14 protein-coding genes are annotated in these 25,271 nt (G+C 71.9%); 13 read left to right on the forward strand and 1 reads right to left on the reverse strand.

The window, feature by feature from the left end; genetic code table 11:
* The first annotated feature begins 7 nt into the window (after positions 1-7).
* The 11 genes from IGS67_RS04225 (at position 8) to IGS67_RS04275 (ending at position 21,152) form a co-directional block, all read left to right on the forward strand.
* Entirely contained in the window at positions 8-1,543 is a 1,536-nt protein-coding gene (locus IGS67_RS04225) for an NADH-quinone oxidoreductase subunit M (RefSeq protein ID WP_192278229.1), read from the forward strand.
* A complete protein-coding gene (gene nuoN, locus IGS67_RS04230; RefSeq protein WP_192278231.1) occupies positions 1,540-3,339 on the forward strand; it encodes an NADH-quinone oxidoreductase subunit NuoN in 1,800 nt (599 codons plus the stop codon). The genes IGS67_RS04225 and nuoN overlap by 4 nt, the downstream gene beginning before the upstream one ends.
* Positions 3,336-4,361 carry a polyprenyl synthetase family protein gene (locus tag IGS67_RS04235; protein ID WP_192278233.1) on the forward strand — a complete coding sequence of 342 codons (1,026 nt, stop codon included), beginning with the start codon at positions 3,336-3,338 and terminating at the stop codon, positions 4,359-4,361. Before nuoN ends, IGS67_RS04235 begins: the two co-directional genes overlap by 4 nt.
* A gap of 230 nt (positions 4,362-4,591) precedes the next feature.
* Positions 4,592-6,232, forward strand: a complete 1,641-nt coding sequence (locus IGS67_RS04240; protein WP_192278235.1) for an RDD family protein — start codon at positions 4,592-4,594, stop codon at positions 6,230-6,232.
* Between the two features lie 8 nt (positions 6,233-6,240).
* A complete protein-coding gene (locus IGS67_RS04245) occupies positions 6,241-7,167 on the forward strand; it encodes a PP2C family protein-serine/threonine phosphatase (protein ID WP_192278237.1) in 927 nt (308 codons plus the stop codon).
* Complete coding sequence (locus IGS67_RS04250; RefSeq protein ID WP_192278239.1) at positions 7,164-8,483, forward strand: FHA domain-containing protein; 1,320 nt, start codon at positions 7,164-7,166, stop codon at positions 8,481-8,483. Before IGS67_RS04245 ends, IGS67_RS04250 begins: the two co-directional genes overlap by 4 nt.
* Positions 8,480-10,063, forward strand: coding sequence for a serine/threonine protein kinase (locus IGS67_RS04255; RefSeq protein WP_192278241.1), 1,584 nt, complete (start codon positions 8,480-8,482; stop codon positions 10,061-10,063). The genes IGS67_RS04250 and IGS67_RS04255 overlap by 4 nt, the downstream gene beginning before the upstream one ends.
* Entirely contained in the window at positions 10,060-16,410 is a 6,351-nt protein-coding gene (locus IGS67_RS04260) for a fibronectin type III domain-containing protein (protein ID WP_192278244.1), read from the forward strand. The genes IGS67_RS04255 and IGS67_RS04260 overlap by 4 nt, the downstream gene beginning before the upstream one ends.
* An 83-nt stretch (positions 16,411-16,493) precedes the next feature.
* Positions 16,494-17,456: an AAA family ATPase gene (locus IGS67_RS04265; RefSeq protein ID WP_192278883.1), complete on the forward strand. Its 963-nt coding sequence runs from the start codon at positions 16,494-16,496 to the stop codon at positions 17,454-17,456.
* A gap of 1 nt (position 17,457) precedes the next feature.
* A complete protein-coding gene (locus IGS67_RS04270; protein WP_192278246.1) occupies positions 17,458-18,741 on the forward strand; it encodes a DUF58 domain-containing protein in 1,284 nt (427 codons plus the stop codon).
* A complete protein-coding gene (locus IGS67_RS04275) occupies positions 18,738-21,152 on the forward strand; it encodes a transglutaminase-like domain-containing protein (RefSeq protein WP_192278248.1) in 2,415 nt (804 codons plus the stop codon). The genes IGS67_RS04270 and IGS67_RS04275 overlap by 4 nt, the downstream gene beginning before the upstream one ends.
* Here IGS67_RS04275 and IGS67_RS04280 read toward each other — a convergent pair.
* Positions 21,130-21,798: a TetR/AcrR family transcriptional regulator gene (locus tag IGS67_RS04280; RefSeq protein ID WP_328741463.1), complete on the reverse strand. Its 669-nt coding sequence runs from the start codon at positions 21,796-21,798 to the stop codon at positions 21,130-21,132. The two genes, IGS67_RS04275 and IGS67_RS04280, sit on opposite strands and share 23 nt — an antisense overlap.
* A 238-nt stretch (positions 21,799-22,036) precedes the next feature.
* On the opposite strand from IGS67_RS04280, the gene IGS67_RS04285 reads away from it, so the two are divergent.
* Positions 22,037-23,686, forward strand: a complete 1,650-nt coding sequence (locus IGS67_RS04285; RefSeq protein ID WP_192278887.1) for an MFS transporter — start codon at positions 22,037-22,039, stop codon at positions 23,684-23,686.
* 204 nt (positions 23,687-23,890) lie between these two features.
* A complete protein-coding gene (locus IGS67_RS04290; protein ID WP_192278250.1) occupies positions 23,891-25,264 on the forward strand; it encodes an FAD-dependent oxidoreductase in 1,374 nt (457 codons plus the stop codon).
* Positions 25,265-25,271: the final 7 nt, after the last annotated feature.

The raw sequence follows: 25,271 nt of genomic DNA on the forward strand, positions 1-25,271 counted from the left end.
TGAACGAATGGAATCCCTCGTGCCCGAGAACCTCACGGCCTCGTTCCCGTGGCTCACGGCCCTCGTCGTCGTCGCCGCGCTCGGCGCCGTCGCACTGTGGTGCCTGCCCCGTGGCGCGCGCGGTCGCGTCCGCGAGATCGCCCTCGGCGTCTCGCTCGTCAACGTCGGCCTCCTCGTCGGGGCGTTCACGCAGTTCGACACGTCGAAGGCGGGTGTCCACCAGCTCTACGAGCAGTACGCGTGGATCCCGCAGATCGGCACGTCGTACGCCGTGGGCGTCGACGGCCTGGGGCTCGCGCTCGTCGCGCTCGGCGTCGGCCTCGTGCCGATCGTCATCCTCGCCGCCTGGCGCGAGCAGGGCGACGACGTCGAGCGGCTGCGCCATTACCTCGCGCTCGTCCTCCTCACCGCCGCGTTCATGACGCTCATCTTCGCGGCGCGCGACGTCTTCCTCTTCTACGTCGTGTTCGAGGCGATGCTCATCCCGATCTACTTCATGATCGGTGCGTTCGGCGGACCGCAGCGCCGCGGCGCCGCGGTGAAGTTCCTCCTCTTCTCGCTCGCGGGCGGGCTCGTCATGCTCGTCGCGGTCATCGCGCTGTTCCTCCAGGGACCCGGCGGCGCGGAGGGCTTCCTCACGGCGAACCTCACGGGCCTCGCGCTCACGACGAACGTCGAGCGGCTGCTTTTCGTCGGCTTCTTCCTCGCGTTCGCGATCAAGGCGCCGATGTTCCCGGTCCACACGTGGCTGCCCGACGCGGCGCAGCAGGCGCCCGCAGGCACGTCGACGCTGCTCGTCGGCGTGCTCGACAAGGTCGGCACGTTCGGCATGCTCACGCTGTGCATCCCGCTCTTCCCGAGCGCCTCGGCGTGGGCGGCGCCGACGATCGTCGTCCTCGCGGTCGTCTCCGTCATCTACGGCGCCCTGCTCGCTCTGGGGCAGAAGGACCTCATGCGCCTCATCGCGTACACGTCGGTGTCGCACTTCGGCGTGATGATCCTCGGCATCTTCGCGTTCTCGCAGACGTCGATCGCCGGCGCGTCGTTCTACATGCTCGGCCACGGTCTCGCGACGGGCCTGCTGTTCCTCACGGCGGGCATGGTCATCGCGCGGCACCCCCAGCGGTCGCAGCGCATCGCGGACTTCGGCGGTCTTCAGCGGACCACGCCGATCATCGCGGGCATCTTCCTCCTCGGTGGCCTCGCGACGCTGTCCCTCCCGGGTCTCGCGCCGTTCGTCGGCGAGATCATGGTGCTCATCGGCGCGTTCGGCGCGTACCCCGCAGCGGTCATCGTCTCGGCGGTCGTCGTCGTCCTCGCCGCGCTCTACATCCTGCTCACCTACCAGCGGATGTTCACGGGCCCCGAGCAGGAGCACCTCACGGGCCTCCCCGACATGGTCGGCCGTGAGAAGTGGGTCGTCGCCCCGCTCGTCGCGGCGCTCCTCGTCCTCGGCTTCTACCCGCGTCCGGCCCTCGACCTCGTCGAGGCTCCCGCCGACGTCACCGTCTCGACCATCGCCCTCGAGGGGAGCGCGTCATGACCCCGCTCATCGCTGCTGCACCGCAGTTCGTCCAGCCCGAGATCTGGTGGACGTGGCTCGCGCCGTACCTGCTCGTGCTCGGCGCGGCCGTCGTCGGCGTGCTCGTCGAGGCCTTCGTGGCCCCGCGGGCCCGTCGGTCGACGCAGCTGACGCTCGCGCTCGTCGCGCTGCTCGGCGCGGCCGGGTGGAACGTGTGGCTGTGGGTCGACCAGTTCGCTCCGACGGAGTTCAAGGCGATCGCGCTCGTCAACGGGTCGCTCATGGTCTCGTACTTCACGCTCGCGCTGCAGACGGTCATCCTCGTCGTCGCAGCGCTCGCGCTGCTCGTCGTCGCCGACCGTTCGCGCGGTGCGGACGACTTCGCTCCGACGGCCGCCGCGATCCCGGGCTCGGACTACGAGGAGCTCGCGCGCACCAAGGGTCTGCAGCAGACGGAGATCTACCCGCTCTTCCTCTTTGCCGTCGGCGGCATGATGCTCTTCCCGGCCGCGGGCAACCTGCTGACGATGTTCATCGCGCTCGAGATCCTCTCGCTGCCGCTCTACGTCATGTCGGGCATGGCCCGCCACCGTCGTCTGCTCTCGCAGGAGGCGTCGCTCAAGTACTTCCTCCTCGGCGCGTTCTCGTCGGCGTTCTTCCTCATGGGCATGGCGCTCGTCTACGGCTACGCCGGCACGATCAACCTCTGGGCGATCACGAACGGTCACGCCCTCCAGGTGCCCGAGGCCCTCGTCGGCGGGCGCCCGCTGCTCGTCATGGGTGTCGTCATGCTGCTCGTCGGCGTGCTCTTCAAGGTCGGTGCGGTGCCGTTCCACCAGTGGACGCCCGACGTCTACCAGGGGGCACCCACGTCGATCACGGGCTTCATGGCCGCGTGCACGAAGGCCGCGGCGTTCGGCGCGGTCATCCGCATCGTCGTGTGGTTCGCCCCGTTCATCGGCCTCGATCTCCACGAGGAGATCCAGGTGACGATCGTCATCGTCGCGATCGCGTCGATGCTGCTCGGCTCGGTCCTCGGCGTCGTCCAGCACGACGTCAAGCGTCTTCTCGCGTACTCGTCGATCGCGCACGCGGGCTTCGTGCTCGTCGCGGTCGCGGGGGTCCTGCCCTACGACGGCCAGACCTTCGTGTTCCCGATGAACAGCGCGGTGATCTTCTACCTGCTCGCGTACGGCCTGGCGACCGTCGGCGCGTTCGCGGTCGTGCGGCTCGTGCGCGAGTCTCAGGGTCGTGGAGCGGACGCGGTGACGCTCGGCGAGGCGACGCACCTGTCGCAGTGGGCGGGCCTCGGCCGTCGCAGCCCGTTCCTCGCGGTCGCGTTCTCCGTCTTCCTGCTGTCGTTCGCGGGCATCCCGCTCACGGCCGGCTTCATCGGGAAGTTCACGGCGTTCAAGGTCGCGGTTGACGGCGGGCTGTGGTGGCTCGCGGTCCTCGCGGTGCTGTGCTCGGCGATCGCGGTGTTCTTCTACGTCCGCATCATCGTCCTCATGTTCTTCGTCGACCCGGCGGCGGACGACACCGAGCCGGAGCCGGCGCGCGAGGTCGTCGCCGTCGGCGCGCTCGGCGCGACGTCGGACGCGCCCGTGGGCACGCCGCTCGCGGGCGAGCCCGAGGCTGGCGTGGGGCTGCGGCTCTCGGACGAGCTGCGCCGGACGAGCGGGGGCGTCACCGTCCTCAAGGGCTCGGTCGGCTCGCGCGTGGCGATCGCCGTCGCGATGGTGGGTACTCTTCTTCTCGGGGTCCTGCCCGGACCCGTCCTGGACCTGCTCGAGAAGACGGTGAACTTCCTCCCGTGACCACCCCGACGACGCCGACCGCCGGCGTCGGGCTGCCCGTGCCCGACGCCGAGCTGGCCCAGCTGCTCGCCGACCGCCTCGAGACCGTCGAGTCGGTGCTGCGCGAGTCCGTCACGCAGACGGACCAGCTCGCGGACGACGCCTCGCGACACCTTGTCAACGCGGGCGGGAAGCGGCTGCGCCCGCTCCTCGCGCTCCTGTGCGCGGAGCTGGGCGACGGCTCACGTCCCGAGGTCGTGGACGCGGCGGTCGTCGTCGAGCTCACACACCTCGCGACGCTCTACCACGACGACGTCATGGACTCGGCGCCGCTGCGCCGTGGTGCGCCGTCGGCGCACGCAGTATGGGGCAACTCGGTCGCGATCCTCACCGGTGACCTCCTCTTCGCGCGCGCCTCGAGGCTCGTCGCGGGGCTCGGCACGGAGGCCGTGAAGATCCAGGCGGCGACGTTCGAGCGCCTGTGCCTCGGCCAGATGCGTGAGTCGATCGGACCGCGCGAGACGGACGACGCGGTCGAGCACTACATCGGTGTGCTCGCCGACAAGACGGCGTCGCTCCTCGCGACGTCGGCGCTCTTCGGTGCGCGGTTCGCGGGCTGCTCCGACGAGGTCGCGCAGATGGTCGCGGCGTACGGCGAGCGGCTGGGCGTCGCGTTCCAGCTCGCCGACGACGTCATCGACCTCACGAGCACGGGTGACCTCACGGGCAAGACCCCGGGCACGGACCTGCGCGAGAAGGTTCCGACGATGCCGACGATCCTGCTGCGGCGTCGCGTCGCCACGGGGGAGGGGTCCGCGGCGGACGCCGAGCTCGTCGCGCTGCTCGACTCCGACCTCTCGGACGACGCGGTGCTCGACGACGCCCTCGAGCGACTGCGCGGCCACGACGTCGTCGAGGCGACGCGTGAGCTTGCGGCGCGCTGGGCGCGTGACGCGGTCGCGGAGATCGCGGGGCTCCCGGCCGGGCGGGTGAAGAACACGCTCGTCTCCTTCGCCGACGCGATGGTCGACCGCGCCGGCTGAGGGCTGCTGCCTCCCCGCGCAGGTCCCCGGAGTGCGCGACGCCGGCGTCCCCGGCTGCGTCTTGGAACGACGTCGAGAGCGAGCGTCGTGGGAGGGGCGCGTGTACCCTTGCACCGCACGGCGCTGTCGTGCTCGATGACTTTGACCACGGCCCCGACGACGCAGGCTCCGGCCCGCTGCCGGTCAGGGACGCGACAGGGAGTGTGACGTCCAAGGTGAGCAGCTACACCATGACCCCGCCCGGGAACGCGCTCGGGGCGCCGGCGTCGATCGGCAAGCGGATCGGCGCGCGGATCATCGACCTGTTCCTCTCCAACGTCGTGGCTGTGCCGTTCATCATGCCGATCCTCAGCGCGGAGACGGCCAGCGAGATCGGTCAGGCATCCGCCCGGGCAGGGCTCGGAAGCGTCTTGGCGTTGGCCCTGGGGCTCGTTCAGATCTGGCTCGTCGGCTCGAAGGGCTGGTCGATCGGCAAGAAGGTCATGGGCATCGCGGTCGTCGACGAGGCGTCGGGCGGCACGATCGGGTTCGGGCGTGCGTTCCTGCGCGAGCTCGTCGTGGGTCTGCTCTATGCCTTCCTCCTCAACCTCATCTCGATCTTCCTCGACTCGTCGGGACGTAAGGCGGCCTGGCAGGACAAGGCGGTGCGCACGAACGTCATCGACGGGGCACCCCGCGGGGTGCAGCGCGCGCCGAAAACCCCGCGAGCGTCGGGAGCGGCGGCTCCGAGCTTTGCGGTGCCGGGACAACCTGCGCGGTCGTACCCTGCCGCACCCGCACCCGCACCCGCACCCGCACCCGCACCCGCTCCCGCGCCCGCGCCTGGTCCGAGCCCGGCGCCGGCGCCTGCGGCGAGTCAAGCTCCGGCGTTCGGATCCTTGACACCCGCGTCGCACGTCGCCGGCCCCGTGCCGCCTCCGCCTCCGGCATCGATGCCCGGGTACCTGGCGTCCCACGGTGCTGCGGGCTACCCGCCCGCCCCAGCCGCGCCCTCGCCAGGCTTCCCGCCGCCGGCACCACCCGCGGCGTCACCCGCCTACCCGGCGCCCCCGGCACCACCGCTCCCTGCTGCACCTGCGCTGGCTGCACCGGCCGCCCCGGTGCCTCCTGCGGGCTACCCTGCGGTTCCGCCTCCGGCGGCCGCCGGCTACCCACCCGCTGCTGCGCCCGCGTATCCCCAGGCTCCAGCACCGGGCTACCCCGCGACGCAGGCGTCGGGATACCCTCCGGCTCCGGCTCCGGCCTCGGGCTATCCCGCAACCCCGGCACCCGGTGACACGGCGGCCCCGGCACCCGTCGCGCCGACCGTCCCCGCCCAGCCCGGTGAGGCTGCGACGCTCATCACGAGCGTCCCCGGTGGCGGGCGTACCCCGGCGAGCGGACCGACGCACCAGGTCGTGCCGTCCTTCGCTTCGGCGCACACCGCTCCGCCCGCGTCGAGCCACGGTGGGCTTGAGCTCGACGAGGACCTCGAGCTCACGCGCCTGCGGCCCGAGACTCCGGCGGCACCCGCCGCGGACGACGACTCGATCCCTGCGTCGGCGCTCCTGCGGATCTCCGACGGACGCGAGCTGACGATCACGGGCACCGTGCTCATCGGGCGCAACCCGGCTGCTGGTGAGGGCGAGGAGGTCGGCGAGCTCGTGCGAGTGTCCGACCCGGGCCGTTCCGTCTCGAAGACCCACGTGATGATCGGCGTCGACGCCGACGGCGTGTGGGCGGCCGACCGTGCCTCGACGAACGGCACGGTCGTGACGCTCGCGGACGGGCAGCAGATCATCTGCGCCGAGCACCAGGTCGTCCGGCTCCCCGAGGGATCGAGCGTGACCTTCGGTGACTACTCCGTCTCGTTCGAGTTCCGCGGCGCCTGAGGACACACGTGCACACTCTCTGGGGGTCCGCGACCGACCGCGGTCGCATCCGCTCGATCAACGAGGACGCGTTGCTCGCGTGCCCGCCCGTCTTCCTCGTCGCTGACGGCATGGGCGGGCACGACGCGGGGAACGTCGCGAGCCGCATCGTCGTGGACACGTTCTCGACGCTCGTCGGGCACGACACCGCCTCGCCCGACTCGGTGCACGACGCGTTCACGCACGCAGGTACGCGGATGCGCGAGACGCTCGGTTCCCGGATCGGGGGGACGACGGTGGCGGGTGTCGCGGTGACCGAGGTCGACGGCGCGGAGTACTGGCTCGTCTTCAACATCGGGGACTCCCGGGTGTACCGGGTGGCCGAGGGCGCGCTCGAGCAGGTGAGCGTCGACCACTCGGTCGTTCAGGAGCTCATCGACCGCGGCGAGATCACGGAGGCGGACGCGCGCGTTCATCCCGAGCGTCACGTCATCACGCGTGCGGTCGGCACAGGCTCGGACCCGGATCCTGACTACTGGCTCATCCCCGTGACCTCGCACGACAGGCTCATGCTCTGCTCCGACGGGCTCACGAGCGAGCTCGACGACACGACGATCGTCCAGGCGCTCACGACCCTCGACGATCCGCAGCAGGCTGCAGACTGGCTCGTCGGCGCGGCGGTCGAGGCGGGAGGCCGGGACAACGTCACGGTCGTCGTCGTCGACGTCGCCTCGACGTGGTCGGACCTGCCTGTCGATGACGCGACGGTGACCCGCGGGTCCCTCGAGAAGATCCGGGCCCAGCGACGCGCCTCGGGCGGCACTCGATGGGACGAGGAGCTCCATGGCGAGACCGTTCCGCGCGGTGCGGTCTCGGCGGCGACGCCGCCCGGTCCGCCGCTGCCACACGGTGTCGGCCCGGTGCCGGCCCCGCCAGCCGGGGGAGGCCTCTCATGATCGTCCCTCGTTCCGTCCCCGGCACCTGGTTCGCCGTCATCACCGACGGACTGACGGTCCTGCTGCCGTCCGAGGCCACGCCCGCGCTCGTCGACGAGGTGTGGCTCGCGCTGCGCGACGGCGCTGACGTCGACGACGCGGTGCGCGTCGTCGGCGACGCGGTCTCGTCCTACGGCGCGTTCTCCGTCGTCGGGGGAGGCGTGCACGCGCGCCTCCTCGGTGACGTCGTGCTCACGGTGAGCACCGACGAGGGACGCACGGTCCTCGAGGGCGCGCGCGGGCGTTGCACACAGCACGATCTTGGGTCGGTGCAGGGGCTGCTCCTCGAGGCTGTCGGAGCGGAACGTCATCCGGGAGGGCCGCTCCCCGTGCTGTCGGCGGTCGTGCCGTCGGCCGCGGTCGAGCTTGTCCTCGACGAGGCCGCGACCGACCTCGACTCGATCGACGACGCGACGATCCTCGCCCTGCCACGTAGCGCGCCGTCGCCCGCAGAGGCGCTGGACGACCTCGCTGAGGACGACGACACGATCCTCAAGGTGACGCCCGAGCTACGCGCCGAGGTCGAGGCACGGGCCGCGGCCGACGCTGCCGCTGACCTGCCTGCGACGGTCCTTGCTGAGGGCACGTCCGACGCGGGCGCGGAGCCCCCCGCGGCGCCTGAGCTCGACGAGGACCACCTCGACGCGATGACGGTCCTCGGCGTCGACGCGGCACTCAGGGCGCAGGTCGACGCGATCGCCGAGGTCGAGGGCACTCGCCCGGCCCCCGTGCCGTCCACGCCACGGCCCGTGCCGCCCGTGCCGCCCGTCCCGCCTGTTCCGTCGGCGCCGGTCGCGGCGAGCTCGATCGTCCAGGGCGCGGCGGACCACGACGGGCTCACGGTCATGAGCTCTGACCTCGTCGAGATCCGTAAGAGCCTGCCGACGTGGACGGGGGACCGGGTGCCCGGGCCCTTCGCCGTGCCGGCCGGACGTGGTCCCGCGAAGCTCGTGATGTCCTCGGGCCTCGTCGTGACGCTCGAGCGTGTCGTGCTCATCGGACGCGCTCCCGTCGTGAGCCGCGTGCCCAACCGTTCGCTGCCGAGGCTCGTCACGGTGCCGAGCCCGCACCATGACATCTCGCGCACCCACGCCCAGGTCCAGGACGACGGCGACCGCGTGTTCGTCACCGACCTCAACTCGACGAACGGTGTCGTCGTGCACACCGCGGGGAGCGCGCCGGTCCGGCTCGCGCCCGGGGTGCCGACGCTGCTCGCCGTCGGTGCGACTGTCGACATCGGTGACGGCGTGACCTTCTCGGTGGTGCGCGACCGATGAGGGCCCGTCGAGAGCCAGCAGCGCCCCCGGAGATCCCTGGTTTCGAGTACGTCAAGCTGCTCGGCCTCGGGGGTTTCGCGGACGTCTTCGAGTACCGCCAGGACCTTCCGTCGCGCTCGGTCGCGGTGAAGGTGCTCCTCGCGAGCTCGCTCGACGACGAGACGCGCGTACGGTTCTCGACCGAGGCCAATCTCATGGCCCAGCTCTCGCACCACCCGTCGATCGTCACGATCCACCACGCCGACATCTCGGCCGACGGCCGTCCGTACCTCGTCATGGAGTACTGCTCGCGACCCGGCATCGGTGCCCGCTACCGCACCGAGCGCATCACGGTGCAGGAGACGCTGCGCACCGGGATCCGTCTTGCGTCCGCGGTCGAGTCCGCGCATCGTCTCGGCATCCTTCACCGTGACATCAAGCCGGCGAACATCCTCACGACCGACTTCGGGTATCCGGCGCTCACCGACTTCGGCATCGCGGCTGCGACGGGTGGTGCGGGCGCTGCGGGGACGGGCATGTCGATCCCGTGGTCGCCCCCCGAGCTTCTGCAGTCGGACCCGCACGGTGACACGCGGGCCGACGTCTACTCGCTCGGCGCGACGGTCTACTCGATGCTCGCGGGCCGGTCGCCGTTCGAGATCGCGGGGCAGCCCAACGGCGCCGCGGACCTCATCTACCGCATCGAGCGGTCGCCGCTGCCGAACATCGACCGGGACGACGTGCCGACCGCGCTCCAGGCGGTCCTCGCACGGTCGATGAGCAAGGACCCGGTCCGTCGGTACCCGACGGCGGTCGGGTTCGCGCACGCGCTCCAGCAGATCGAGCGGTCGCTCGGTCTCACGGCCACGCAGATCGACGTCCTCGACCCGACGGAGCGTGCGGTCCCGCGCGTGCAGAACACGTCGGCCGAGGTGAGTGCCGAGGCGACGCGCGCGCGGCCGATTGTGACGATCGACCCGTCGGCGCAGGTGCCTACGGCCGAGCAGCCCGTCGTGGCCGCGCCGGTGCCGGCGTCACCGGTCAGTGCAGCGCCTGCAGTCTCGTACGGCGGGGTCGCGCCGGCCCAGGTGCCGGCGCCGGCGCCCGGCTACGTCGTGCCCGCGCCGCTCCCGGAGCCCGGCGCTACCCCTCCGACGGGGCCCGAGGCGCGGACCACGAGGCCCGGCCGCGCAGTCGCGGTCGCGGCGTCGGTCGTCGTGCTCGCCGGGGTGCTCGTCGGCGCGGGCTATCTCGCGTTCGGGCGGGACGCGGACGAGCCGCGCCCTTCCGTGACGACGCCGACGGCGGAGCCGAGCCCGGAGCCGACGACGATCACGTCGGGCCGGGTGCCCTCGCCGACGACGCTGCAGGCGACGGAGATCGGCACGGGCACGGTCCGTTTCACGTGGGTGAACCCTGCGGCGCAGGACGGCGACGGCTACCTCTGGGGTCTCGAGGACTCGGAGCGTCGTGAGCGTGTCGAGGTGCCGTACGTCGACGTCCCGATGGCCGAGGGCACGGACTCCGTGTGCATCGAGGTCTCGATCGTGCGGGCCAACGGCCAGCTGTCGACGAAACCGCTCGAAGGGTGTTTTCCATGACGACAACGCGACGCGCACGGCAGCTCGACAAGGCCGCGGGTCTCTCCCCGCGGCGCCGGTGGGCGACGTACTCGGCCGTGGGCCTTGTGCCCGCGGTCCTCGCGACGCTCGCGCTCGTCAACCCGGGCGTCACCGTCGAGCAGGTCGAGCTCAACGACGGTGGTGTGTGGTTGACGTACCGCAACCAGCAGAAGCTTGCGCGGTACAGCTCGCAGGTCAAGGAGCTCGACGGCGGGCTCGTGGCGCAGGGCGGCAACGTCTTCGAGGTGCTGCAGTCCGGGCGTGACGTCGTGCTCGTCGAGCCGGGCGCGCTCACGCTCGTCGACCCGGCGGCGGTCGCGCTCACGAGCGCGATCGAGGTCGGCGGTACGGAGAGTGTTTCGGTCGCGGGCGGCTCGTACGCCGTGACGTCGGCGGACGGGCACGTGTGGGCGGGACGCACCACGGACCTCGGCGCGCTCTCGCTCGAGCCGGAGTCGGCGACGCTCACGCTCGGAGCGGGGGCGGTCGCGGTCGCGACCGACGCGGGCGACGTCGTGGCCCTCGACCCCGCGACGGGCACCGTGCACCGGGGAGATCTCCAGGACGAGGCGCTGACGTTCGCGGAGGACGGCACGATGAAGGACGCGGGTGAGGCCGTGACGGCCGCGCTCGCTGCCGCACCGAACCCGCCGGGCGGCGTCGACGCGATGGTCGGCGGCATCGCGCAGCCCGTCCAGGCAGCGGCGGTCGGTGACCAGCTCGTCGTTCTCGCAGGCACGACGCTCTTCGGCGATGGCTGGTCGAGCGACGTCTCGGGCGCGGGGGCGGACCCTGTTCTCCAGCTCACGGGGCCGGCGCACGACGTGGTGCTCGTCGCGACAGGCACGAATCTTGCGCGCATCCCGTCGTCGGGCGGCGACGTCGAGCTCGTCGCGCCCGGTGCGACCGGTGCGGCTGCGGCGCCCGTCGTGGCGCGCGGCTGCGAGTACGGTGCGTGGTCGACACCGACGGCGAGCTACCTGCGCAGGTGCGCGGGCCAGGAGGACCAGGTCGAGAGCCTCGAGGGAATGACGGCGTCAACCCAGCTGCGGTTCCGCGTCAACCGCGGCATCGTCGTCCTCAACGACGTCGTCGGCGGCATGATGTGGCTCCCTGAGGACGTTCCGCAGATGCTCACGCCGAACTGGCAGGACATCGAGGACCGCACCGAGGCGGAGACGGAGAAGGACTCGGACGCGCAGGACCAGGAGAAGGACGACGCGGTCGACACGTGCCGTGACGAGGAGTCCGAGCCGATGCCGGAGCCCGACGTGTTCGGGGTTCGGGCGGGGCGCACGACAGTGCTCCCCGTGCTGGACAACGATGTCAACACGGAGTGCGGCGTCCTCACCGTCGCGTCGATCGACCCCCTCCCGGAGGAGGTCGGTCACATCCAGGCGATCGCTGGCGGCCGGTCGCTGCAGGTCGTCGTCAAGCCTGGCGCGAGCGGCACGTACACGCTCAACTACACGGTGTCCGACGGCCGCCGTCGCGGCACGCCGCCCGCCTCGACCGTGCGGATCCGTGTGACGCCCGACGGTGACGACGGCTCACCGAGCCAGGTCCGCGTGCCGGTCGCGCAGGTCGAGGCTCGCGCGGCCACCGAGGTCGACGTCCTTTCGTCGTTCCTCGACCCTGACGGCGACGACCTCAGGCTCGTCGGCGCGAGCACGGTCGAGGGCGCTCAGGTGACGTCGCGCCAGGACGGTCTGCTGCGTTTCCAGGCGGGTGACCGACTCGGTCGGCACCGCGTCTCCGTGCGCGTCACGGACGGCTCGACGGACCCGGTCGAGGGCGAGGTCCTCGTCGACGTTCGTGCGGCGGGCACGCTCGCACCGCAGCTCGACCCGCTGCTCGCCGAGACGTTCGTCGGCGAGCCGGTGCAGGTCGACGTCCTCGCGGCGGTCAGGCCGACGACGGTGGCCCCGGTGACGCTGACGGCGGTCGACGCGGTCGAGGGCGTCGAGGTGACGCCGGACCTCGCGACGGGCACGTTCATGTTCTCCGCCCCGGCCGCAGGCTCGTACTACGTGCCGTTCACGGTGTCGGCGGGCTCCCAGACGACGCGCGGCCTCGCGCGCATCGAGGTCATCGAACGTCCTGAGTCGGTCCTGCCGCCGGTCGCGGTGAGCGACCGTGCGATGCTGCCGAACGGCGGCGAGGTGACGATCTCACCGACGGCCAACGACACCGACCCCAACGGGCTCGTGCTCGTGCTCACGTCGGTCCGCGCCGAGGAGGGGTCGGCGCTGCGGCTCGGCGTGCTCGGTCACGAGCTGCTGCGCATCACGGCGACGCGCCGGCTCGAGGGCCCGGAGAAGGTCCGGTACACGGTCTCGAACGGCATCACGGAGTCGACGGGGGAGATCCTCGTCATCCCGAAGGCTGCGGAGTCGAAGGACCGTGCCCCGGTCGCGCGGGACGTCGAGGTCACCGTCCGCACGGGCGGTGTCGTGACGATCCCGGTGCTCGAGAGTGCGTCCGACCCGGACGGTGACAAGGTGTCGCTGCGCGGCACGCTCGTCGAGGAGCCGTCCGAGGGCCTCATGTTCGTCTCGGGTGACGTCCTGCGTTTCCAGGCGCCGTCGTCGCCGTCGACGGTGACGGCCCGTTTCGCCGTCGTCGACCCGCACGGCAACGAGGCCGCGGCGCGCGTGACGATCAACGTCCGGGCATCGGACCCGGCGACGAAGGCACCGCCGCGTCCGCAGGATGTCGAGGCCCGCGTGTTCGCGGGCCAGCGCGTCCGCGTGACGATCCCGCTCGTCGGCATCGACGACGACGGTGACGGTGTGCTGCTGCTCGGGCAGGCGTCCGCGCCGACGAAGGGCCTCGTCGTGTCGACCGGCCCGGACTACCTCGAGTACGAGGCGTTCCCGGACTCGTCGGGCACGGACACGTTCACGTACGCGGTCGAGGACTGGGTGGGCCAGCGTGCTGTCGCGACGGTGCGTGTCGGCATCGCGAAGGCGCCCGCGGACCCGCCGGCGATCGTCGCGCGCGACGACGAGGTGCGCGTGCGGCCAGGCGAGCGCGTCGAGGTGCGCGTCCTCCTCAACGACGTCGACCCGTCGGGTGGCGAGCTGACGCTCACATCACCGCTCGAGCCGGTCGACGGCATCACGGAGCTCGGCATCGAGGGCCGGCGCATCGTCGCTGTGGCCCCGGAGAAGCCGGGCACGTACAACGTCCCCTACCGCGTCTCGAACGAGTTCGGGGCGTGGGCGACGGCGACGCTCGCGATCGTCGTCTCGACGGACGCACGGATCCTGCCGCCGATCGCGAACGACGTCGTCGTGCCGGCGACGGAGACGATCGAGAAGACGTCGGTGAAGGTCGACGTCCTCGCGGTCGCCGTCAACCCGTCCGGCCCTCTGTCCGACCTCGCGCTGTCGGTGCCGTCGTCCCACGCCGACCAGGCGCGCGTCGTCGACGGCAAGGTCGAGGTGACGCTCGGTCCGACGGCCCGCACCGTGCCGTTCCTCCTCACGAACACCCGGCCGGAGGCCGAGGGGGCGCACGCGTACGCGTTCGTCACGGTGCCTGCGCTCGGCGACTTCCCGCCGGTCAAGCGTCCCAAGGCGCGCGACCTGCGCGTGGGTGCGGGTGAGGAGCTCCTCATCGACATCGCGGAGTTCGTCCAGGTGGGACCCGGCAAGACGGCGCGCATCGCATCGGAGCAGTCGGTGACGGCGACGCGCAGCGACGGCTCGAGCCTCGTCGTCGACGAGACGACGCTCCGGTACGTCTCCGACAAGACCTTCCAGGGCGGACCGGCGTCGATCACGTTCGACGTCGTCGACGGGCCCGTCGGCATGCTCGGGACGCGCACGGCGACGATCTCCCTGCCGATCACCGTCTTCGCGACGGCAACGGTCCCGCCGACCTTCCAGCCGCGGCTCATCGAGGTGGCCCAGGGCGGTGCGCCCATCTCTCTCGACCTCACGAGGGTGACGGTCGGTCCGGAGGGTGTGACGCCCGAGCAGAACAGGTATACCTACTCGATCGTCCAGGCGCCGAGCGGTTCGTCAGGTGTGACGGCGACGCTCTCCGGCTCGGTGCTGACGCTCGCGGCCGCGCCGGGGGCGACGCGGGGAGCGGTCGGCACCGTGAGTCTCGCCATCGGTTACGGCGAGGGGCAGAGCCTGCCCGCGCAGATCGACTTCCGTGTCCTCGCGTCCGACAGGCAGCTGGCGCGCGTCTCGGACATCGAGCGCAACGTGGCGGCTGGCGAGGCGGTGACCTTCAACGTGCTCGAGGGCGTGTTCAACCCGTTCGACCGTCCGCTGCGTGTCGTGTCCGCGGCGAACGAGACGGGCGGCGTGTCCGTGCCGGTGTCGATCAGTGCGTCGAGCGTCACGGTGACCCCACCTGCCGACCATGTCGGTCGGCTCACGGTGCGCTTCGCGGTCCGTGACGAGACGGACGACCCGGCGCGCGAGGTCGGCGGTCAGATCGTCCTCAACGTCCGCGCGGCACCCGACGTCCCGACGGGTCTCACGGTCGGCGCGGTCGGGAACAGGACCGTCGAGCTCTCGTGGCTTGCACCCGCCGCGAACGGCACACCCATCACGGGTTACGTCGTCGTCGACCAGACGGGCAAGGAGAGGTCCTGCGCGTCGACGAGCTGCACGATGACCGAGCTGAAGAACGGCACGGAGTACACGTTCCGCGTGCGGGCCGTCAACGAGATCGGCTCGTCGGAGCTCTCGGCCCCGGTGGGGCCGGCGACGCCTGACACGCTGCCTGAGGCGCCGGCGGCGCCGCAGGTGAAGTTTGGCGACGGCGAGCTCAAGGTGACGTGGAACCAGCCGGCGACCGAAGGGTCACCCGTCGCGAAGTACCGCATCGAGCTGCGTGGCACGGGCGCGCCGGGCGTCGTCGACGAGACGGCACTCACCCGGACGTTCACGGGCCTGCGCAACGGCGAGTCGTACTCGGTGCGCGTGCGCGCGGTCTCGAGCCGTGACCAGGAAGGGCCGTGGTCGCCGATTGTGACCGAGGTGCCCGCGGGGGTTCCGGGGGCGCCGGTCGTGACGGCGACACGCAGCAACGACAGCAAGATCGGCCACGGCGTCGTCAACGTCCGCTGGGACAAGGCGCCGGACAACGGAGCGCCGATCAAGAGCTATGCGGTGACTGCGACGCCCGAGGGTGGAGGCAGCACCGTCACGGGAACGCTGACGGGCGAGACCACCGCGCTGCTCGAGGGCGTGCGCAACGGCGTGACCTACACCGTGAGAGTCGTCGCGACGAACAAGGCCGGCGAGGGTGCGCCAGGGCGCACGACCGTGCGGACGTGGGTCGCGCCGAGCCCCGTCCTAAGCGGCCGTTCCGAGGCCGCCACCGGGCGTGCCTTCGGCGAGGGCGTTGTCACCTACAGCTGGTCGAAGCCCGACAATCTCGGCGGCGCTGGCATCGGTCTCGAGCACTACGAGGTGAGCGAGAGCGGAGGCCGGACGACCACGGTGAGGTCGTCCGAGTACGTCGCGTCCGGGCTCGCCGGCGGGACGACATCGCCGTCGATCGCTGTCCGTGCCTGCACGATCCCCGAGGCCGGCGGCAACGTCGTCTGCTCGGAGACCGTGCGGATCGAGGGCAAGAAGGTCGTCACGGCGTCCGCGCCCGCGAAGATCGAGTTCGGCAAGGCAAGCCCCGGCTTCTACTCGGTGAGAATCACCGCGCCCAGCAACAGCCCCGAGGGTCGGCCCGAGTCGGGCGGCTCCGACGTCGAGACGACGTACTCGGTCAAGGTCGGTGACGGGGAGACGAAGAGCGGGACCCTGCGCACGGGCGAGTCGGTGACGGTGGCCAACGACCCCGGCGCCGAGGACACCGCGGTGCGCCCCGGCACGACGATTACCGTGACTACGCGGACGGTCAACGCCCTCGGGCAGGCCGTCAAGGCCGAGGCTTACGACAAGGTCGCCGAGGACGCCGACTCCGCGGCACCCGGCTCAATCACGGACCTCAGCGAGGAGCCGCAGATCCTCGCGGTGCAGTGGAGCTACTCCGCGCCCGTGTTCTGGAGGGTCCAGGGCTTCGACGTCTACTACCGTCCGAAGGGCAGCGGGGGCGAGGGAACGTTCCTCGGGTCGGCCGCAAAAGACGCCCGGGAGTACACGCACCCCTCGAAGATCGCCCCCGGATGGTACGACGTCCGGATTGTCCTGCGCGCGAAGTACTTCGGGAGCGACCGGGAGAAGACGTCGGCGTGGAAGGAGATCTACGTCGACCACGAGCCGACGCCGCCCCCGACGGAGCCACCGACGACGGAGCCTACCGACCCGCCGACCGACGACTCCGCCGACGGAGCCGGCGCCTGACGCCGCAACTGCACCGCTCGCCCACGCACGACCCGCACGACGCCGCACCTGCGGCACGTACCTCCTGAGGAGAACGCACTGTGATCACCCCCGAGCAGGCCGGTTGGTTCCGCGAGACCTTCGAGACTCTTGTCGACAACGTCTCGCAGGCCGTCCTCGGCAAGCAGCACACGGTCCGCCTCGCGTTCACGGCGCTGCTCGCCGAGGGGCACCTCCTCCTCGAGGACGCGCCCGGCACGGGCAAGACGTCGCTCGCGCGCTCGCTCGCCGCGACGGTTCAGGGCACGCACAACCGCATCCAGTTCACGCCGGACCTCCTGCCGTCGGACGTCACGGGTGTCTCGGTCTACGACCAGGGGCAGAACCGCTTCGAGTTCCACCGCGGGCCGATCTTCGCGTCGATCGTCCTCGCCGACGAGATCAACCGTGCGTCTCCCAAGACGCAGTCCGCGCTCCTCGAGGTTATGGAGGAGTCACGGGTCACCGTCGACGGCGAGCCCTACGCCGTCGGCCGCCCGTTCATGGTCATCGCGACCCAGAACCCCATCGAGCAAGCAGGCACATACCGGCTCCCCGAGGCGCAGCTCGACCGGTTCCTCCTCAAGACGTCCCTCGGCTACCCCGACCACGCGTCGACCGTCCAGATTCTCGCGGGCTCTGCGACGCGCGACCGCACGGCCGGGCTGCGACCGCGCATCACGACCGACGCGGTCGCCGATATGGCTGACATGGCTGCCGACGTCCACGTCGACGACGCCGTCCTCGACTACATCTCGCGGCTCGCCGAGGCGACGCGCACCGACACACGCACGCGACTCGGCGTGTCTGTGCGTGGCTGCCTCGCGCTCGTGCGCTGCGCCAAGGTGTGGGCGGCTGCCCAGGGTCGTGCGTTCGTGGTCCCCGACGACGTCAAGGACCTTGCGGAGCCCGTGCTCGCGCACCGGCTCGTGCTCGACGTCGAGTCCGAGTTCGCGGGTGTCACCGCACCCGAGATCATCCAGGACGTGCTCGCGACGACCGCACCGCCCGTGGAGCGGGTCGGCTGACATGGCTCGACGCGACCTGCGCGCCGCAGGAGCGCGCACCCGGTCGGGCGTGCGCGCCGCAGGCACCCACGCCCGCGACCTCGGCGTCCGCGCCCGGCGCGCCGCCGGGCCCCTGAGCCGGGCCGGCGCATGGATCGGCCGTCATATCAGCCCTCTCGGCTGGATCGTGCTCGTCGGCGCCCTTGGCGGGCTCGTCCTCGGACGGCGCTACGGCTGGGACGAGCTCGTCGTCGGGGGCGCGACGCTCGCCGCACTCCTCGTCATCTCGATCATCCTCACGCTCGGACGTTCCACGTACCGGGTCGAGCTCGACCTCGCCGACCACCGCATCGTCGTCGGCGAGCGTGCCGTCGGCCGTCTCCAGGTGACGAACGTCGGCCGAGCACGCACCCTGCCCGCCCGCATCGTCCTGCCCGTCGGCGCGGGGCAGGCCGACGTCGACCTTCCCTCGCTTGCCTCCGAGGCCGAGTTCGAGGAGGTCTTCGCGGTCGCTGGGGCGCGCCGGTCCGTCCTCACCGTCGGACCTGTCCGGTCCGTGCGTGGCGACGCGCTCGGCCTCGTGCGTCGGCAGGTCATGTGGACCGAGCCCGAGCACCTCTACGTCCACCCCCGCACGGTGTCGCTCGGCACTGCGCGCACGGGCGTCCTGCGGGACCTCGAAGGCGAGGCGACGCGCGTCGTCTCCGACCACGACATGTCGTTCCACGCGCTGCGCGAGTACGTGCCCGGTGACGATCGCCGGTCGATCCACTGGCGGTCCTCCGCGCGACTCGGGCGTCTCATGGTCCGACAGTTCGAGGACACCCGCCGCACCCACACCGCGCTCGGGCTCGTCGACACGCTCGCGGACTACCGCGACGAAGACGAGTTCGAGCTCGCCGTCACCGTCTACGCGTCGATCGGGCAGCAGGCGCTCCGCGAGGAGCTCGAGGTCACCGCGCTCACCGCGACACGCACCCTGCGCTCGACGACGCCCCCGTCGTTCCTCGACGACTGCGCGGGCATCGAACTGCGCGACGGCGAGCCCGACGAAGCACCCGTGACCCAGGAGATCGCTCGCACCGTGCCGCACGCGTCCCTCGCTCTCGTCGTCACGGGCTCGAGCCTCGACGCCCCCGAGCTGCGCGCGCGCGCCGCGCACGTGCCCGCCGGCGTCCGCACCGTCATCGTGTCGGTCGGCGAAGACCACGAGCTCACGCTGCAGACCCGCAACCTCCTCACGGTCGCGACGCTCGGCTCCGCGAAGGACCTGCCGCGGCTCATGCGACGGCTGGTGGCCGCATGAGCCACGACGTCCGCACGATCGACCTCGGCGGCACCGGTCAGCGCCCCGCCCTGCGGCGGACGACGAGCACCGTCGTCTCCGCGCTCGCCGTCCTCCTCGCAACCCTCGCGCTCGTCCCCGCCTACGGGGTCGCCGCGGTCCTGCCCACGCTCCTCGCCGGAGTGCTCCTCGGCGCCGTCATCGTCCTCGTCGGGCGCGCCCGACGCGCCGGCGGGATCGTCGTGCTCGGTGCGACCGCCGTCGCCTACCTCCTCGCCGGTGGGGCGTTCGCCGCGCCGACGACGACCGTCGCCCGCGTCGTCCCGACGCTCACGACGTTCCGCACCCTTCTCGAAGGTCTGGTGACGTCGTGGAAGGAGGTGCTCACGCTCGAGCCACCGCTCGGCACGCTCGGCTCCGTGCTCGTCCCGCCGTTCGTCATGGCGCTCGGCGGCACCGTCCTCGCGGCGTGGGCCGCGACCGTCGACACGACCGACCGTCGCCGCAGCCGCTCCGACGCGACCGCGGGTGCGCGACGCCGGGAACGGATCGGCCTCGCCGTCGCCGTGACGACACCCCTCGCACTGCTCGTCGGTGCGATCCTCCTCGGCACCGTCGAAGCCCCGCTCGCGACCGTGGTCGGCATCGGCCTCACCGCGCTCACCGTGCCGTGGCTCGCGTGGCGCACGCGCCGCTGGCACCCGCGCCGTCTCGTGACGCTCGCCGTCATGGCCGTCGTGGCCATCGGCGGCGGTGGCATCGTCGGCGCACCGCTCGTCGCGGGAGACGCGCCCCGCACGATCCTCCGCAACCAGATCGTGCCGCCGTTCGACCTGCGCGACCAGGTGAGCCCGCTCACGGGCTTCAGGACGTTCCACAAGGACCTGCGTGAGACCCCGCTCGTCACCGTCGCAGGACTTCCCGAGGGCGCGCTCGTGCGCCTCGCGACGATGGACACGTTCGACGGCGTCGTGTGGAACGTCGACTCGACGGGTGCGCTCGGCGGCTCGGGAGCGTTCCGTCGCGTCGGCGAGTCCATCCCCGTGCGTACGGCGGGAACGCCGGCGAGCATCGACGTGACGATCGACGGGCTGAGCGGGGTGTGGCTGCCGACCGTCGGCCAGACGTCACGCCTGGCGTTCGAGGGGCGGCGTTCGCGCGAGCAGCAGCTCGCGTTCCGGTTCAACGACGCGACGGGCGCGGCGGTGCTCCCCGGCGGGCTACGCGAGGGCGACCGGTGGACCGCCGAGGTCGTCGTGCCACCCACCCTCTCGGACGAACAGCTTGCCGACGCGGAGATCGCCGACGTCCAGCAGGCCGAGCTCGAGCAGGTCCCTGACTCGGCCGCGCAGAAGGCCGCGGACATCGCCCGCAACGCGACGAGCCCCGCGCTCCTCGCACGCGCCCTCGCCGCGGCGCTCTCGGAGCAGGGGTACTTCTCTCACGGCATCACCGCCGCAGGCGACCATCCGTCGCTCGCAGGCCACGGCGTGTCCCGCATCGACATGCTGCTCACCGAGGACCGAATGATCGGCGACGACGAGCAGTACGCGTCCGCGATGGCGCTCATGGCGCGCAACCTCGGGCTTCCCGCGCGCGTCGTCATGGGCTTCCGGCCCGCCGAGGGCACCGACGTCACGCGACCCGTGACGCTCACGGGCGGGGACGTCGTCGCCTGGGTCGAGATCGCCTACAAGGGACACGGCTGGGTGCCGTACTTCCCGACGCCTGACACCTCACGCACGCCGTCGAACGACCCGGAGGAGGCCGAGCCGGACCCGCAGCCGGAGGTGGTCCAGCCGCCGCCGAGCCTCGAGGACCCCGTCGTCGAGCCCGAGGAGGACGTCGAGAACGTCGACGTCGACGCGCGCGAGGACGTCGAGGAGATCGTCACCGACTGGACGTCCGTCGTCGTCATGACGCTCGCGATCGGCGTGCCGATCCTTCTCCTCGTGCTGCCACCCCTGCTCATCGTCGCCGCGAAGGCGCGCCGTCGGCGGCGTCGACGCCGCGCACGCGACCCGATGGTGCGTGTCACGGGGGCGTGGGACGAGGTCCTCGACGCGGTGCGTGACCGAGCCACGACGCCCGCGCCCGGCGCGACCCGCTCGGAGACGGCGCGCCTCATCGAGGCGACGTTCCCGCAGGTCTCGGCGCGAGGCGTCGCGACCCGGGCCGACGCTGCGGTCTTCGGACCAGGCGACCCGGACGCGGCGCTCGCGGACGCCACGTGGGAGCAGACGGACGAGTTCCTGGCGGCTCTTGCGCAGCACGGCACGCGTCGCCAGCGGCTGCGCGGGCAGCTCTCGCGCACGTCGCTGCGTGCCGCCAAGGCGCGCAGGCGTGAGGCGAGGTCCGCGCGACGGTCGCAGCGCAGGGCCCAGCGCCGGGAGAACGCCGGGACGAAGGTCAGGCGCGCCGCGAGGCGATGACGGACTCGAGCAGGGCGACGAGCTCGGCCGCTCCGGCCGGGCTCGTCGGCCGTTCCTGGGGTCCGTCGGGTGTGGGTGCGGGCGTGCGGGAACCGCGGCGGGTCGCGGCCTCGAGGTAGAGACCGTCGGAGACGAGGACGATCGCACGGGCGAGCACGGGGTCGCCGACGGCCTCGACGGTCGCGGCGAGCCACGCCTCGTGCGCCTTCGTGAGTGCGACACGTGCCTGGGGGAACGGGCCCTCGGCGAGCCTCGTCGCGGCGAGGTAGTCGAGGTCGAACGGGGTGTCCGAGATCGCCGAGGTGCGGATGAGGTAGGCAACCGCGCCCTCAGGGGCTGCGCGCATGACTGCGACATCGGCGAGCGCAAGCTCGACCATGCGCGCGAGGAGGCCGTCGACGAGCGCCATCTTCGAGCCGAAGTGATAGAGGAGCCCGCCCTTGGAGACCTGGGCGGCGGCGGCCACGGCGTCGAGGGTCGCCGCGCGCTCACCCTGCTCGACAAGGGTCCGGGCGAACGCGTCGAGGATGCGGCCTCTGGTGGCTTCTGCGCGGGCGTTGCTCACAGCATGGCGGCGTGCCGCCGTCGTGACGGCGGGTCGGGTTCCGGGAGGGTCCGCGTCGGCGGGCCGTGTGCTCGATGCCACCTTGCAACTATACCGGCTGGACGGTTAGGGTCAGGCGTTGGTTTCTATACCGTCTGGACGGTTGAAGAGAGCGGCGTCGTCCGACGCCCGTCACCCGCGCCACGAGAGGAACGCAGTGACCACCCGCAACGGCGGCGACCACGAGGACGCCGCCACGCACCGCCAGACCCCCACGAACACCGCGCGCCGCACCCCTGACAGGCGCGCGGTCGACCGGGAGCGTCGCAGCTTCCCTGGGCTGCAGCCCGCCCCGGACGCCACCGGCGTCGACGGCCCCCCGAGCCGCCGACGCCGGTGGGCGGCCCTCGCCGTCCTGCTCCTGCCCGTGCTGCTCGTCTCGGTCGACAACACGGTCCTGAGCTTCGCCCTCCCACAGATCTCCGAGGCCCTCACCCCGTCAGGGACGCAGCTCCTGTGGATCGTCGACGTCTACCCGCTCGTCCTCGCCGCGCTCCTCGTCCCCATGGGCTCGCTCGCCGACCGCTTCGGCCGACGACGCATGCTTCTTCTCGGCTCGACCGGCTTCGCCGTCGTCTCGGCGCTCGCCGCCTACGCACCGAGCGCCGAGTGGCTCATCGCCGGCCGCGCAGCCATGGGCCTCTTCGGCGCCATGCTCATGCCCTCGACGATGTCACTCATCCGCAACATCTTCACCGACCGCTCCGAGCTGCGGCTCGCGATCGCGATCTGGGCCGCAGCGTTCTCCGGCGGCGCCGCCCTCGGACCCATCGTCGGCGGGTTCCTCCTCGAGCACGCCTGGTGGGGCTCGGTGTTCCTCATGAGCGTCCCCGTCCTCATGCTCATGCTCGCCACCGCGCCCTTCGTCGTCCCCGAGTCGCGCGACCCGCGCCCCGGACCCTTCGACATCGTCTCGATCCTCCTGTCCGTCGCAGCCATCACCCCGGTGGTCGTCGGCGTCAAAGAGGTCGCGAAGAACGGGCTCACCGGCCTCGCGCTCGCAGCGTTCGCGCTCGGCCTCGCAGCTGGCGGCGCCTTCGTGCGCCGCCAGCTCACGAGGGACGTGCCGATGCTCGACGTCCGCCTCTTCGCCTCCCCGGCGTTCGGCGGCGGCGTCCTCGTCAACCTGCTCTCCGTCGTCGCGATCACCGGGTTCCTCTACTTCGTCTCGCAGGACCTCCAGCTCGTCGTCGGGCTCCGCCCCGTCGAGGCCGGCCTCGCGCTCCTGCCCGGGCTGCTCGCGACGATCGTCGCGGGCCTCCTCGTCGTCAAGGTCGTCGCGCGCGTCGCACCGGGGCGCATCATCGCTGCCTGCATGGCGTTCGCCGCCGTTGGCTACGGGATCGTCGCCGTCGCCGGGGGAGCGGGCACGCTGTGGCCCGTCATCACCGCGTTCGTCATCCTCTCCGTCGGCGCCGGCGCGGCCGAGACGGTCTCGAACGACCTCATCCTCTCCTCGGCCCCCGCGGGCCGCGCGGGAGCCGCGTCCGCGATCTCCGAGACCGCGTACGAGCTCGGCGCCGTCCTCGGCACCGCGATCCTCGGCGGCATCATGTCCGCGGGCTACCACCGCAACATCGCCCTGCCTGGCGGGCTCACCTCCGCGCAGCAGGAGGCTGCACGCGAGACCCTCGGCGGTGCGACCGGTGTCGCCGCGCAGCTCGACCCGTCCCGCGCCCAGGCGCTCCTCGACTCCGCGCACAGCGCGTTCGCGGGCTCCGTCGTCGTGACGTCCTGGATCGGCGTCGGACTCATGGCCGCCGCCGTCGTCGTCTCGCTCGCGATCCTCTCGCGACCCCAGGTCGCGGAGATCGAGGACCACGTCGTCGACGCGGAGCTCCCGGACCCCTACGACGCGCTCGCCGAGCTCGTCGCCCAGTCCGGCCTCGACGACGTTCCCAACCGTGTCGGAGCGCCACCCCGCAGGTAGGGATCCTGTGAGAGTCCTCACCAGCCACACCCCGCGCGCCCGGGCACGACTACCCTGAACGGTGGCCGTCCCGCGCGCGTCGTGCGGACGGCCGGGTGTCCGCGATGCGGTCATCCGGCGCCATCCACGTGACGACGCCCGCAGCCCGGGCCACACTCGCTCCACACCACCGGGTATCCACCAGCACCGAAAAGGCCTGCATCCGTGAACACCTCTCGCCCCCTGCGCGTCGCGATCGTCGGCGCCGGTCCTGCCGGCATCTACGCCTCCGACATCCTCTCGAAGGCTGGCATCGACGTCTCGATCGACCTCATCGAGCGCCTGCCCGCGCCGTTCGGCCTCGTGCGCTATGGCGTCGCGCCGGACCACCCGCGCATCAAGATGATCATGGGTGCCCTCCACAAGGTCCTCGAGCGTGGCGACATCCGCCTGCTCGCGAACGTCAACTTCGGCACGGACCTCACGCTTGACGACCTGCGCGAGCACTACGACGCCGTGATCTTCTCGACGGGCTCCATCAAGGACGCCCCGCTGAGCATCCCGGGCGTCGAGCTCGACGGCTCCTACGGCGCCGCCGACTTTGTCTCCTGGTACGACGGTCACCCCGACGTCCCGCGCACGTGGCCCCTCGAGGCTCGTGAGGTCGCGGTCCTCGGCGCTGGCAACGTCGCGCTCGACGTCGCGCGCATCCTCGCGAAGCACGCCGAGGATCTCCTCGTCACGGAGATCCCGGACAACGTCTTCGAGGGCCTCAAGGCCTCGCCGGTCACCGACGTCCACGTCTTCGCGCGCCGCGGTCCCGCGCAGGCGAAGTTCTCGCCGCTCGAGCTCCGCGAGCTCGGTCACGTGCCGGACGTCGACATCGTCGTGTACCCCGAGGACTACGAGTTCGACGAGGGCTCGATGGCCGCGATCGACTCGTCGAACCAGACGAAGCAGGTCGTCAAGACGCTCACCGACTGGGCGCTCGTCGACCCGTCGACGCACTCCGCGTCGCGTCGTCTCCACCTGCACTTCCTCCACTCGCCTGCGGAGATCCTCGGCGAGGACGGCAAGGTCGTCGGGCTGCGCACCGAGCGCACCGCGCTCCAGGGTGACGGCACCGTCAAGGGCACGGGCGAGTTCCACGACTGGCCCGTCCAGGCCGTCTACCGCGCGATCGGCTACTTCGGCACCGAGCTCTCGGACGTGCCGTTCGACGACCGCCGCGGGGTCATCCCCAACGCTGAGGGTCGGGTCATCGGCGCGGACGGCGAGCACGTCCCCGGCGTGTACGCGACCGGCTGGATCAAGCGTGGGCCTGTCGGCCTCATCGGCCACACGAAGTCGGACGCGTCGGAGACGATCCGCCACCTCGTCGAGGACGTCGACTCCCTGCCGCGCGCGCCCAAGGGCGCGCCGGAGGACATCGTCGCGACGCTCGCAGAGCGCGGCGTCGACCTCGTCGTGTGGGACGACTTCCTCAACCTCGAGGCGCACGAGCTGGCGCTCGGCGTCGCCGCGGGCCGCGAGCGGATCAAGGTCGTGCCCCGCGAGGAGATGATCGCGATCGCCAAAGGCGTGAACGCGAGGGCCTGAGCAGCCC

Origin of the sequence: Flavimobilis rhizosphaerae (genome assembly GCF_014852685.1) — a bacterium.
In the GTDB taxonomy this organism is placed as follows: Bacteria; Actinomycetota; Actinomycetes; order Actinomycetales; family Cellulomonadaceae; genus Flavimobilis; species Flavimobilis rhizosphaerae.